This window comes from Elusimicrobiota bacterium (genome assembly GCA_016180815.1).
GTDB lineage: Bacteria > Elusimicrobiota > Elusimicrobia > JACQPE01 > JACQPE01 > JACPAN01.
The window spans coordinates 112,593-125,448 of sequence record JACPAN010000011.1 but is presented as its reverse complement, the minus strand read 5'-3'; the positions used below and the strand labels follow the sequence as shown (position 1 = coordinate 125,448).

The following is a 12,856-nucleotide window of genomic DNA, read 5'->3' as shown; positions in this document are numbered from 1 at the left end:
GGAGATTTATAATGACTAAAAAACGCGAAATAGCAGTAATCGGTAAAATATGGCTGATCGTCTTATTGTTTCCCGCCTTCGGCCTAGCGGATGAACCCGCTGTTGAGAACGCCCCGGAACCTTCAATCGAAGAAGTCGAACAGATTGAATCCGAGGTCGGAAAAAAAATGGACAATCGCAAAGCCGAGAAAAAAGAAAAACCGTCGCCTGTGCGAGTAGGCACGGAAGAAGAGGACGGTGAAAAGGCGTCCGGCTCAGAAAAATCCGGCGTTCCCAGCCCTGACGCCAAACCCTCTTGGTCCGATCCAACGTACAGCATCCGCATTTCTCCGGCCGCGGGTTACGGTTCAGGCGGCATTGATATGCGCATCGGTTTGGAAGGAGAGGTATGGATTCCGGGCCATCCGGTGGCCATCGGCGGGCGCATCGGCGGCGGCGGGCAATTCAAATTTGATCGCGATTTTGCGGTCGGGTATCAAGAAGTTCCGTTTGTCGGCGAGGTGCCGGACAACTTAACCGCTGAAGTGGTCATACCGGCCCGCGCGTTTTTCCTCATTCAACCCGATTTCCTAATTCGTATCGCCCAAGCCGGAGCCATTAATGTGGTCGTCGGCGGGGGCGTGGGCTTAGCTTATGTTAAAAAAGAAGAACACAGGGAATGCATCAGCGAACCCGAAAATCATTGCCAACCGGAAGCGCCGGACAAAGAAAGGGCCGCCTTGGTTCATTCGGCCACGACCGGCTTTATTTTTTATTTCAACGATATCGCCATGTCCGTCATGGCCCGCGTAGACGCCATGACCGGCAACGATTACGGCGGCACATTCAGCCTGGGATTCGGCGGTGTGCACCACGGCGTAGAAAAATAGCGACAGACGACTGCGTCCCTATGACCAACGCGGAAACGGCAAGGTCGGATCCACCGGTCCGGCCGACGGCTTCGCTCCTGAAACAAACCTAAGCGCCGCTGCGGCCGCGATCATCGCCCCGTTATCCGTGCACAATGAGGGGCTTGGAAAATAAACGTCGAATTTCCCACGACGGCCTTCCTCGGCCAAAAGATAGCGCAGCCTGCTGTTGGCGGCCACGCCACCGGAAACGACTAACTGATCCAGATTCAAAACCCTCAGCGCCTTTTTAGCCTTAAAAATCAACGTTTCGCAAATCGATTCCTGGTAAGACGCGGCCAAATCGTTTTTTTCCTTGCGCGTGCGCGGATGCCCATGATCCCTGAGCCGGTACAGGGCCGATGTTTTCAATCCGCTGAAAGAAAAATTCCAAGAATTTTTCAAATAGGGCCGGGGAAAGGGCACTTTTTTGGGATCACCGCTTTTGGCCATCTTATCCACGATCGGACCGCCGGGATAGCCGAGTTGAAGCATTTTGGAAAACTTATCGAAGGCTTCTCCGCACGCATCATCCAAGGTTCGCCCCAAAACCCTATAGTCGCCCCATCGGCGCACATGAACAAGGTCCGTATGTCCGCCGGAAATAATCAGGCCTAAAAAAGGCGGCTTAAGTCCGGGATGTTCTAACAAAATCGCCGCCAGATGCGCCTCCAGATGATGAACGCCCATGGCCGGACGCTCCAACGCCAAGGCCAAGGCACGGCCCGCTGATTCGCCGACCAAGAGAGCCCCCTTTAAGCCCGGTCCTTGAGTATAAGCGACGGTTGCAAGACGTTTGTTGAGGAACGCCGGATCGGGCTTAAGACCCGCGGCGGCGATCGCCGCATGCAGCACTCCCGTCATTTTCTCAAGATGCGCCCGGCTGGCTAATTCCGGCACCACGCCGAAATAAGGCGCGTGCAAAGGAATTTGGCTCGACAGCACATTGGCGCGGATTTTAAACGAATAGCGGCCTCTGCTGCCCTCGGTCAGCTCGACGATGCCGACTGCGGTTTCGTCGCAGGAAGTTTCAATACCGAGAACGAGTTGGATCACGGGTATCAGAAAGGGACGCGGTGACGCTACCGCGCCATATGCAAAAGAAGCTTGCGGGCCTTCAAAAGCTCAATCGCCCGGTCAAGCACCACATCGCGTAGCGGCTCCTCGGTTTTCGCCTTAGGAGTCTCTTCTGCCTTGGATTTTTGAGCATCCCCCGCCTTGTCCTTCTTGAAGAGATCGCGTATGGGCTTTGTTTCCTCGGGCTTATCCGGGAAATAAGCGACATCGAACGATTGATAAATTTTGGCCGCGGTTTCCCTGTCCACGTTCACGGCAATATCGGGCTCAATGCCCCACTGGCCCTTCTCTTCGGCGCCGGAATTTTTGTCCGCGGATTCCTTTGATTGTTTTCCATCGGCAATGGGATCGTGAGCGGCCGGCTCCTCTTCAGTGTCATTAGCCGTCTCCCCGGGTTTCTTGCGTTTAAACTCCTTTTTATGAATCAGCCGCCCGTTGGGCGTATAGTAATAAGCCGTGGTCAGGCGCAACCCCGAACCGTCCGAAAGATTGACCACCGACTGCACGGAGGCCTTGCCGAATGAGCGCGCCCCCACCAAAACGGCCCTCTTATGATCCTGGAGCGCTCCGGCTAAAATTTCACTCCCCGAGGCGCTTCCCTCGTTGATCAAAACGACCAGCGGCACGTCGCCGTACGCCGCGCGGGCGCCGGCCCGATATTCCACGCGGGATTCCGCCTTGCGGCCCTGGGTATAAACGACGACTTTATCCTCGCCGATGAATTCCTTGGTCGTTTCAATGGCCGACGGCAGCAGCCCGCCGGGGTTGAAACGCAAATCCAGCACCAATGATTGCATCCCCTCCTTACCGAGCTTGCTCAGCATCTCATGAATATCCTGAGGCGTGCGGGCGTTGAATTCCGTGATGCGAACGTAACCGATATTGTCTGAAAGCATCCGGGAATAAATCGTCTGAATCTTGATGACTTCTCTGGTCAACGTAAAATCTTTGGTCGTTTCCTTATTGGCCTGAGCTTGGCCGTTTGCACCCTCCTCAGGACGCCAGACGGTGATCGTGACCTTGGCTCCGGGCTTGCCCCGAAGTTTCTGAACCGCTTTTTCGATGGTAATCCCCTCCGTCGAAGAACCGTCGATTTTGACGATGCGGTCTCTGGGGAACACGCCCGCCCTGAACGCCGGGGTCCCTGGCAGCGGCGTCACCACCGTCAACCAGCTGTCCTCCCCGATCGCGACCCTGATGCCGATGCCGCCGAATTCACCTTCGGTCTCGACTTTCATCTCCTTTAACGCTTCGGGAGGCAAAAATTGGCTGAACGGATCAAGCGTGCGGACCAAGCCGGTGGCCGCGCCATAGACCAAATCTTTGACCTCGACGGATTCAACGTAATTGTTTTGAATTTGATCGATGATATCGACCAAAATGCGAATTTTCTCGTAGGCGGACTCTCCGGAGAGCCCAAGATTGTACCCGGCCGTGCCCAACACAAGAGCGAGGCCCGCAATAATCGAATAAAACGTGTATTTCTTCTTCATAACTCAGACAATGCCAGGATCTACTTTTAGCTTAACACCTTGGGAGTCAAAATTCCAGTACCGGCTTCAAGCCAATCCAAAAGACGCCTCTGGGCGCCGAACCACTCGAGCCGGCGCCCAGGAGGCAAGGCCATGGTGCGGATTTTCTCAAGAGCTCCCGGCAAACCGGGGGGTTCAAAACCGGCGACCGGGCGACCCGCCCGAAGGCCGGCGATCGCGCCGTGAAGGCGCAAAGAAATCAAAGCCCGGCATCGGTTCATCCGGCTCAAAAATTCCTCGATGCCCCCCGGCCGGTAAACAATCGTCGGCCAGACGCGGCCTGCATGGCGCATCAGCCATTTCGCCTGCCATTGATCCGACGCCGGATGAGAGAGGATCAAAACCAAACGCCCGGCCAGTTTCGGATGGATTGCTACCGCCGATAGCGCCTGGAGCAAATCGCCATGGCGAAGGGAACCGTTTAATAACAGGCCGATCGTCTCATCGGGGTCGATGCTCGGCAACGGCCAAGGCGCCGACCATGTCGGATCAGGCTCAAGGCGCGCTTCAACCGAAGGCGCCCAGCGGCGCAAAAGCTCCAGCGAGGCTTCGTCTCTGACGACAAATCTCATTTGAGAGGCGGAGACGCTCAGAAAACGCTTCATCCATTCCCGCGACATCGGACGTCCGATCGGACCGATGCTCGCCGCTTCGAACGAAACGCCTTCTTCGGCCCTCCGGCGCGCGAGAGCGGCGGCCAAAAGATACCAGGCCAGACTGCGCCGGCTGGTTAAATCCTGGAATAGGCCGCCTAAGAATACGGCGCGCTTGATCGTTCTGTTCAATAACCATCCGGGCCAAACCCTCGGCCACTCAACGGTATTTTCCGCGCCGTTGAGTTGATTGAGCCAGGCCTGATACAGCCAATCATCGCCGAAATTCCCGCGACCGAAATAACCGGCGACCGCCGTCAGGCTCCTTTTCATCGAACCCCGGAGAACTCACGATCAGCCGACACCGGCCGCTTCTTTTGAATCAAACGCTCGATCACTGTCGACGACACCCAAGCGAACGCAAAAGCGAATAAGGAGCGCTGAATAATATACAGCCAAGGCGTATGCGCGTGCAAAAAACTGTTGATGGTAGCTGCCGGGCCGAACAACGCCAGAGGAAACCAACGCCTCGCCGTCTCAGGCCGGCGGCGGGAAATCAAAAACCAGCATAGCCAGCCGAACACTTCCTTAATCCTCGGTCTTAAACCGATATGCACATCCATCCAATCGCGCCAAGTATGTTCGTTCATGGTCACGGGCCAACGGGCATCGAGTCTGGCTAAGGCTGCGGTCGCCAAAACAACCGTTAAAGCCGCCGTCGCCAAGTGCTCCCATCCGAAAACCCGGCTGCGCATGAACGCGACAAAAAATGGGAAAAGAAAAATAAAACTCACGAAATAAACAGGCTCCAATTGCGATCGAAAGGCGTCGGTCTGCAAAATCGCCCAGGCCGACGATCCGCCGCCGAGGCACAAAAAAAAGCCGGCCCAGGGCGACGGCGGCCGCAGAAGCAACACCAACAATGTCGAACAAGCGGCCGCAACAGCGATCAGGCGTCTACCCCAAAGACGGACCGGCGTCTCGAGACGCACAGGCTCAACCGGCACTTCGCCGGGCTCGAATCCGTGCTTCTTGAGCGCGTCCAGCAATTGAGCAAACCGGGCTTCCTGCGCAGGTCTCGGCTCATCAGCCGATATCCAAAACACCCCCCGACGCAAACCCCGCTCCCGAAAAGCGCGAAGGAACCTCGCCGGCAATCCGTTGGGCTGCCCGGCCCAAAACCGGAAATCTTCGGGCTTCAGGCAAAAAACGCCGCTCACCGAGGGGCAAGCAGACGCGGCGTCTAAAATCACCAAATCAACGGATTCGGCCCAAGCCGCAGGGCGCAAGCAAACGGTGGAAAGAAAAAAAGCGACGCCGAAAAATTTGGGCTTAATTTTGTTCGTTGTTCGGAGTCCGGATGGTTTCTTGAGTTTGGGGACCGGATTCATGGCCCGCCGATGAGGCGGGGGGCTCTTCTAAAACAGGAAGATCTTTAAGGGTATTCAATCCAAATTGACGCATGAACTCCGGGGTCGTGGCATAAAGAATAGGACGGCCGACGGTCTCTTTACGGCCGGCGGTGCGAATGAAATTTCTCTCGAGCAGGGTCTCCAGGGCCGCGATCGCTTCCACGCCTCTGATTTCCTCGATTTCGGCGCGGGTGATGGGCTGGCGGTAAGCGATGATGGCCAACGTTTCCATCGCAGCCTGCGACAAGCGGAAACTTGTTTTATTTTTATAAAGCTTTTTGACCCAAACGGCGTATTTGGGGTTGGTCGCAAATTGCCAGCCCTCGGCAACTTCCAAAATAACCACCGGCGAGCCTGAATCGGCATATTTTGCCTTGACGGTTTCCAGGGCCTTCATGATGCGCCCGTCGAAATCAGACTGGTCCCCGGAATCTTCGGCAGCAGAAGCATTGGCCGCAGCGGCGGATGGCTGCGGCGCAGCCTCCTCTGCAGCGGCCTGGGTTGCGTCGCCCGCAGGCGCGGTCTCGGGCTTTAAAATTTCCCGCAGACGCCGCAACGTCAACGGCTCATCGCTGGCGAACAATAGGGCTTCCAAAATTTTTTCCAATTGAATGTCCATCAGCTTAACAACACTTTCACCAAGAATATTTCGCCGTATGGCCCTTTTTGCACGGCGCGCAAAAAGCCGCGTTTGATCAATTCCAAAACCGCCAGGAAGCACGCAATCAAACCGCCTCTGGCTTGCTCGCTTTCCCAAACTTCTTTCAACGGCAATGTGCTCTTTTCGATCAACAGTCTCTGGATTTTCTCCATTTTCGCTTCAACGGGATAGGGATCCGTTCTGATGGCGAGCGCGTCGCCGTGTGCGGCTTCGAACTCTTCGAGCACCTTTTTGAAAGCCTCCATCAGGTCCCAGTTTGTTTGCACGACGGTATATTCCTCATCCTCAAAAACAGGAGGCGGGCGAAGAGTGAAACCTTCCATCAAACGCGCGCGTTCGGCCAAGAGCTGGGCCGCTTTCCCGAATCGCTGCGCCATCAGCAGCCGGTTGATCAATTCTTCACGAGGATCGGCTTGGGCCCCGGCCGCAGTGACGACCGGAAGAAGCAAACGCGCCTTGATCTGCATCAGCGTGGCGGCCATGACCAAAAATTCCCCCGCCACCTCGGCTTCGATCGAGCGTATGAAATCAATATATTTCAGGTATTCCTGGGTGATTTTTGCGATAGGAATGTCAAAAATATTGAGGTTATTCTTTTCTATGAGATGCAAAAGCAGGGCCACAGGGCCCTCGTAAAGCTCAAGGTGAACTTCAAATTCGTTGCGTTGAGTCATCGCTGCAAATGCCGGTCTTAAGTTTAGTATTTCCCGATAAGCTTTTGCTTTCCCAATCCCAGCCCAAGGCGCTCTTTAACGGCGCCCAGCAACGGTCCCGCCAGGGCGCGGGCTTTTTCCGCGCCCTCCTTCAAAATGCCTTCAAGCTGATTGGCATTGGCGATCCAATGATTGAAACGTTCGCGGATGGGCGCCACAAACGCGATCACGGCTGCGCCCAAATCTTTTTTAAAGGCGGCATATCCCTGGCCCCGGTACTGTTCTTGCAAAGCGGCGACGGACTTATCCGTCACCAAGCTGTAGATCGTCAACAGGTTGGCGATGGCCGGTTTGCCGGCTTCATCATAAATGATCTCGCGCCCGGAATCGGTGACCGCGGTCTTGAACTTGGCCCGTATCGCATCGTCCGTATCGGTTAAAGCGATGTAACTGGAAACCGAAGAAGCGCTTTTGCTCATTTTCTTGGACGGATCATCCAAGGCCATGACCCGGGCTCCTGCTTCGGGGATAATCGCATCGGGAACAACGAAAACATCGCCGTAAAGGCCGTTGAATCGCCGGGCGATGGTCCGGGTCAATTCCAAATGCTGGCGCTGATCATCGCCGACCGGAACGCCGCGAGTGCCGTAAAGAAGGATATCCGCGGCCATGAGCACCGGATAATCGTAAAGGCCGACGGTCGTCGACTCCTGATCGCCGCCTTTGTCCTTGAACTGGGTCATGCGCCGCAATTCGCCGAAATACGCGTGGCAATTTAAAATCCAAGCCAACTCGCTGTGCTCCGCCACATCCGACTGAAGAAAAAGAATCGAACGCTTGGGATCGACTCCGGCCGCCAAACATAAAGCGGCCGTGGTCCTGATGTTTTTTTTGAGCTCCCCGGGTTCCTGGGCCACGGTGATCGCGTGCAAATCGACGATGGAATACAAACATTCATGTTCGGTCTGAAGAGCCACCCAATTTTTAAGCGCCCCAAAATAATTCCCCAGATGAACGATGCCGGAAGGCTGGATACCGGAAAAAACGCGTTTTTTCATCGAGGATTCACACCAAAAGACGGTAAAGCAAGTATACAATAGGGGTCACAATGCGCCCGAAAATCCCGGTCATCATGAGCAACAAAATAATAAGAAACCCATGGGGCGCCAGGCGTTCATACTGTTGCCGCCATAAAGGCGGCAAGACGACCTCAAGCACTTTGGAACCGTCCAAAGGCGGGATCGGCATGAGATTAAAAACCGTCAGGTAAAGATTAATGATGATGGTGTAATTGAAAACGCGAATCAATAACGGATCCTGCCAGGGGGCGGGCAGCCATCTGACCGTCACGGCAAGCCCCAAAGCCGCGGCCGCAGCCAGAAAAAGGTTGGTCATGGGACCAATCGCGGACACAAGAAAAAGAGACAGCGGCTGGCGATCCAGCCTGGAAGGATTAACGGGCACGGGTTTGGCCCAGCCGAATAAAGGCGCGTTCGTCAAAAAACACATTAAGGGCAAAAAAATCGTGCCCATGGGATCGATGTGAGGCAGGGGATTAAACGTCAGCCGGCCCATCACCCTGGCCGTATCATCCCCGAATTTTTCGGCGACCGCTCCGTGCGAATACTCATGGCAGATGATGGAAAAAAATAGCAACGGCAATTCAATTAATAAACTTAAATCCATGACTATGCCTTGATCCGTCCTTTAAGCCAAACCAATGCCTGCCGGCGCGTGGCCAAGCGGCCCTCAAGAACCAAATTCAACGCCTCATCCAAAATCGAACCCCGCAAGCGTTCGCCGACGTTCAGGCGTTTTAGATCGCGGCCGTTAAGCAAAGCCGGATGCGCCCGGCGAAACGCTTTGAGCCAAGCCGGACGCACGACTTTAAGCGCGGCCAGCGTCAGGGGTTCCGGCTGCTGCGAAAGACGCCATTTTTTAAAAGCCAACAATTCGATCTGGCCCAAAGCGCGGCCCACGGATCGCAGGGGCCAGGGATGCTCGGAAAGCGGCGATTTCATACGGCGTTTCTCCTCGATTAACTGCCAGGCGTAACAGGCGGCCAAGCGTTCCAAAGGCCCGGCTGCGCGCAATTGAACGGCTAAGGAGTTAGGGCCGATCGGCGGCAAAAATCCAAAATCACAGCCTTGGGCGGCGAAATAACTCACGGCGCCGGCCCACCGGGGCTCTTCAAAGGCGCGCAAGAGTTCGTCCCTACGGCGCTCCCAGGAAACGCGTTCCAGCAAGCCGCCGGCGACAGCCTGCCGCGCCAATTGATCGGTTGATTCATCGAAACAAAACCCCAGCCGGGGCATCAAACGCCAGGCCCTCAACAGTCTTGTCGGATCATCCTCAAAACTTTTATCGTGAAGAATGCGCAGACGCTTCAGGCGCACGTCCCCGGCGCCGTTGAAACGATCGACCCAACGGCCGGCCACCGGACGCGACACCCCCCAAGCCATGGCATTGGCCGCAAAATCCCTGCGCCCCAAATCTTCGGCGATATCCGCGGCTTGGGAAACAACCGGCAAAGCGCCGGGATAAGGATATGTTTCCTTACGGGGCCTCGCCAAATCAAGCCGCCACCCGCCGGGAGAGTCCCATCGTAGCGTTCTAAATTGAGCGAATTCCCGGCGCGAGCCCGGCTCCGGTGGAAAAGTTTTCAACAGCAGGGATAACGCCTCATGGTAAAGGGCGTCGTCTCCTTCCACGATAAAATCAAAATCCTTGGATTCGACGCCCAGCAAACGGTCGCGCACCCAGCCGCCGACCAGATAGAGGCGGCCGTCAAACGAACGGAGGGGGCTTAGTTTCTTGGGTGGGTTGAGCCGGAGCATGAGTCCTTTGTTCCAACGAATCCAGACGCTCGATTAATTCCTTCTGCAGACGAACGGCCGATTCTTCAATCGCATCAAGCCGCCCGCCCATCACGCGCAAAGCTTCGAAATGGGTCAGCTCAAGAGTCCGGACAATTTCAGCCAAACGCTTGATTTGAGCTTCGGGATCGCCGGCGTCGGATGATAAGGCGTTAGCCCGCGGCCGATCATCCGCTGCCGATGCGCCTGGCGCCGAGGGAACGGATGGGACCTGCGGGGCAGGCATCGCCGCGGGAGATTCGGCATTCGCCGCGCGATGCATCAACCTCAGCCGCCGCCAAGCCCAATAAGCGAGAGCCAAGGCCGCCGCGCAAAGAAGGCCGCAAAAGAGAACAATAAAATCCATTGACAGCCCCTCATTATCTGTTTTATCAGCGATCGATGCCAGACGGATGCCGGTAAAATATCCGCTATCAGCCAAGGCGCAAACGCCAACGCAAAGAGGAGATCACGGCCCGCGCGCCGTCTGTAGTTCTGATTTTTTTGCCCTCGGCCATGGTGCGGGGAGCGTAAACGATGGGCAGCTCCCCATAAACGAGCTTTCCCCCGGCTGCGGCGCGTCCGGTTTTGACCGCCAACTCAGCCTCGACTTCGAAGCCGCCGGATTCGATGCCCCAGTTTTTCAAAAATTCGGTGCGAAAAAACTTTCGCCCGGAATAAGCGTCGGTGATGCGCACGCCCGTCAATAAAGACACCCATCGAGAGACGATTTTATTGCCCCAGAAAAACAGGGGGTAATGTGTCGGGTTGGGCTGCAAAAAACGGCTGCCGAAAAAAATATCGCAACGGCGCTCTTTCATGGCTTGGAAACATCTGGGGATATCATTGGGGTCGTATTCCAAATCAGCGTCTTGGATGGCGAAATACGCTCCGGATGAGGCGCCTAGCGCGGTTCTGAGACCCGCACCCTTGCCTAAAGAACGGCCGTGCTCCAGGAGATGGATAAAATCATAACGCGCCGCCCATTCCTTGGCGATTCGATTGGTCCGATCCCGCGACCCATCGTCGACGATTAAAATTTCTTTGCTGATCGGCAAAGCGGCCAGCAATTCCAAAACCCCACCCAACGTCCGCTCCTCATCCTTAGCGCAGACGGCGATGCTCAGTTCAGGCGGCAAGGACATGGATAAACAATTGATTGGAAACGAGCCAGCCATCGGGCGTCAAACGCGACCGGCCGTTTTCTTCGACTAAATAGCCGCGACTGCGGAAATTGTTCACGGCTTCAGGATCTCCATAGCGCTCAAGCAGCGCCTGCTCGACGCCTTCGCCGAGCCGAAGGCCTAAAATCGTCCGCCGCCGGTTGATCTCTTCGTCATCGAGCGATTCTTCATCGACAGCCGGCGAAAGCCCTTCTTGCATGCGCTCCAAATAAGCGTCAAGCCCGCGCGCATTCACGAAACTTTTTCCGTTGATTTTGCTTGAGGCCGCCGCGCCCAGGCCCAGATAATCCTGATAATGCCAATACTTCAAATTATGCCGGGCCTCAAAACCTAAACGGGCGAAATTCGCCACTTCGTAATGCCTGAATCCCGCGGCCGCGAGCGTCTCATGAGTCATCTGATAATAATCCGCTTGCAGGTCGCAATTGAGCGAAATTTTTTCCTTGGCGAAGGGCGTCCCCTCTTCGATTTTCAGGGAATAAACGCTCATATGTTGAGGTTGAAGCGAAAGCGCCTGATCCAGCGAACGGCGGTGCGCGGACATATCCTCCCAGGGCCAACCGGAAATCAGGTCAAGATTAATATTGACGAATCCGGCGGCGCGGGCCGCGCTGATAACTCGCGCAGCATCCTCCAGGCTGTACTCGCGGCCCAATCTAGACAACGTGCCAGCCTCGAAACTTTCAATGCCCAGGCTTAACCGGTTGAACCCGGATTCAACCAAACGGACTAATTTTCCCTCCCCCTCGCTCCCGATTAAAGTCGAAGGATGACCCTCGATCGTCCATTCAGCCTCTTTGTTGATGTCGAACGATTCCCCTAGGCATCCGGCCAAACGGACCAGCAAATCCGCAGGCCAAAGAGTAGGCGTCCCGCCGCCTAAAAATACCGTGTCCACGGCAACACCCGTCCAAGCTTTCATTTCAACGCGCAATGCGTTGAGATAGCGCTCCCATAACGCGCGATCCTCATTGGCAACAGTGGCAAAAGCGCAATAACCGCAACGGCGGCGGCAAAAAGGAATGTGAATATAAAGTCCGATGGCTGATTTCAAAACGTCGAAGGTCGCCGATTCGTTATTTCGCAGGCGATGCGGCTTTGCCGTCTTTCTTGAATAATTCCGAAACACCGGCCAAGGAACCCAAAAGCCCCGAGCTCTCCAGCGGCAAGAAAATTTTCGTGGCTTCGCCGTCCGCGATTTTAGCCAAGGTTTCCATATATTTGATCGCGATGAGATCGTTGGTGGGACGGCCCGTGTGAATGGCGCTATAGACAGTCTCAATCTGGAATTTATCCGCCTCCGCGATTTTGGCGATGGCCAGGGCCCGGCCCTCGGCCTCCAGAATAGCCGCGGCTTTGGAACCCTCGGCCTTTAAAACGTTCGACTGCTTGTCGCCCTCGGCCCGCAAAATAGCGGATTGTTTGACGCCCTCGGCCTCTAAAATGGCCGCGCGCTTTTCGCGTTCCGCTTTCATCTGTTTGCTCATGGAGTCCGTGATGTCGCGAGGCGGCTCGATCTTTTGAATTTCAACCCGGGCCACGCGCACGCCCCATTTATCCGTGGCTTCATCGAGCACCTGGCGCAAATGGGTGTTGATGCGTTCGCGCGAGGTCAGCGTCTCATCAAGCTGCATGTCGCCGACGATGTTTCTCAAATTTGTCTGAGCCAGTTTCGTGGCGGCCAGGGCGAAATTGCTGATGTTGTAAACAACTTTGAAGGGATCCGTCACTTGGAAATAAATCACGGCATCGACCGTGACGGTCGCATTGTCCTTGGTGATGACTTCCTGAGGAGGGACGTCGATGACCTGTTCGCGCACGTCAACGCGGCGCAAGTCCTGGATATACGGAATGATGAGGGTCAATCCCGGTTCCACGATGTTTGAAAATTTACCCAAGGTTTCCACAAGGCCGCGCTCATGCTGGCGCACGACTTGAATCGAATTCGCCAACAAAACAACGGTGAATAAGACCGCAATCGCGTAAACAATAAGCATCATGA

At 55.5% G+C, this 12,856-nt stretch carries 14 protein-coding genes; 1 reads left to right on the top strand and 13 read right to left on the bottom strand.

What is annotated here, in order from left to right:
* Nucleotides 1-11 precede the first annotated feature (11 nt).
* Nucleotides 12-869, top strand: a complete 858-nt coding sequence (locus tag HYT79_06460; protein MBI2070229.1) for a hypothetical protein — start codon at nucleotides 12-14, stop codon at nucleotides 867-869.
* 18 nt (nucleotides 870-887) lie between these two features.
* Here the strand turns inward: HYT79_06460 and tsaD are convergent, their stop codons facing one another.
* From tsaD to HYT79_06395, 13 genes are all read right to left on the bottom strand, one after another.
* The gene (gene tsaD / locus HYT79_06455; GenBank protein ID MBI2070228.1) at nucleotides 888-1,940 is read right to left on the bottom strand and encodes a tRNA (adenosine(37)-N6)-threonylcarbamoyltransferase complex transferase subunit TsaD; all 1,053 of its coding nucleotides are present in this window, start codon (nucleotides 1,938-1,940) and stop codon (nucleotides 888-890) included.
* 29 nt (nucleotides 1,941-1,969) lie between these two features.
* A complete protein-coding gene (locus HYT79_06450) occupies nucleotides 1,970-3,457 on the bottom strand; it encodes a S41 family peptidase (protein ID MBI2070227.1) in 1,488 nt (495 codons plus the stop codon).
* 26 nt (nucleotides 3,458-3,483) lie between these two features.
* Nucleotides 3,484-4,422, bottom strand: a complete 939-nt coding sequence (locus HYT79_06445) for a polysaccharide pyruvyl transferase family protein (protein ID MBI2070226.1) — start codon at nucleotides 4,420-4,422, stop codon at nucleotides 3,484-3,486.
* Complete coding sequence (locus HYT79_06440; protein MBI2070225.1) at nucleotides 4,419-5,480, bottom strand: hypothetical protein; 1,062 nt, start codon at nucleotides 5,478-5,480, stop codon at nucleotides 4,419-4,421. The genes HYT79_06445 and HYT79_06440 overlap by 4 nt, the downstream gene beginning before the upstream one ends.
* A complete protein-coding gene (scpB, locus tag HYT79_06435; protein MBI2070224.1) occupies nucleotides 5,422-6,120 on the bottom strand; it encodes an SMC-Scp complex subunit ScpB in 699 nt (232 codons plus the stop codon). The genes HYT79_06440 and scpB overlap by 59 nt, the downstream gene beginning before the upstream one ends.
* Nucleotides 6,120-6,836: a segregation/condensation protein A gene (locus HYT79_06430; protein MBI2070223.1), complete on the bottom strand. Its 717-nt coding sequence runs from the start codon at nucleotides 6,834-6,836 to the stop codon at nucleotides 6,120-6,122. Before HYT79_06430 ends, scpB begins: the two co-directional genes overlap by 1 nt.
* A gap of 23 nt (nucleotides 6,837-6,859) precedes the next feature.
* Nucleotides 6,860-7,873 carry a tryptophan--tRNA ligase gene (gene trpS, locus HYT79_06425; protein MBI2070222.1) on the bottom strand — a complete coding sequence of 338 codons (1,014 nt, stop codon included), beginning with the start codon at nucleotides 7,871-7,873 and terminating at the stop codon, nucleotides 6,860-6,862.
* A gap of 7 nt (nucleotides 7,874-7,880) precedes the next feature.
* Nucleotides 7,881-8,501 carry a site-2 protease family protein gene (locus HYT79_06420; GenBank protein ID MBI2070221.1) on the bottom strand — a complete coding sequence of 207 codons (621 nt, stop codon included), beginning with the start codon at nucleotides 8,499-8,501 and terminating at the stop codon, nucleotides 7,881-7,883.
* A gap of 2 nt (nucleotides 8,502-8,503) precedes the next feature.
* Entirely contained in the window at nucleotides 8,504-9,652 is a 1,149-nt protein-coding gene (locus HYT79_06415) for a CCA tRNA nucleotidyltransferase (GenBank protein ID MBI2070220.1), read from the bottom strand.
* On the bottom strand, nucleotides 9,603-10,037 hold the full coding sequence (locus tag HYT79_06410) for a hypothetical protein (GenBank protein MBI2070219.1): 435 nt from the start codon (nucleotides 10,035-10,037) through the stop codon (nucleotides 9,603-9,605). Before HYT79_06410 ends, HYT79_06415 begins: the two co-directional genes overlap by 50 nt.
* Nucleotides 10,038-10,104: 67 nt before the next feature.
* A complete protein-coding gene (locus HYT79_06405) occupies nucleotides 10,105-10,815 on the bottom strand; it encodes a glycosyltransferase family 2 protein (GenBank protein MBI2070218.1) in 711 nt (236 codons plus the stop codon).
* The gene (gene hemW / locus HYT79_06400; protein ID MBI2070217.1) at nucleotides 10,799-11,983 is read right to left on the bottom strand and encodes a radical SAM family heme chaperone HemW; all 1,185 of its coding nucleotides are present in this window, start codon (nucleotides 11,981-11,983) and stop codon (nucleotides 10,799-10,801) included. Before hemW ends, HYT79_06405 begins: the two co-directional genes overlap by 17 nt.
* On the bottom strand, nucleotides 11,931-12,851 hold the full coding sequence (locus tag HYT79_06395) for an SPFH/Band 7/PHB domain protein (protein ID MBI2070216.1): 921 nt from the start codon (nucleotides 12,849-12,851) through the stop codon (nucleotides 11,931-11,933). Before HYT79_06395 ends, hemW begins: the two co-directional genes overlap by 53 nt.
* Nucleotides 12,852-12,856 lie beyond the last annotated feature (5 nt).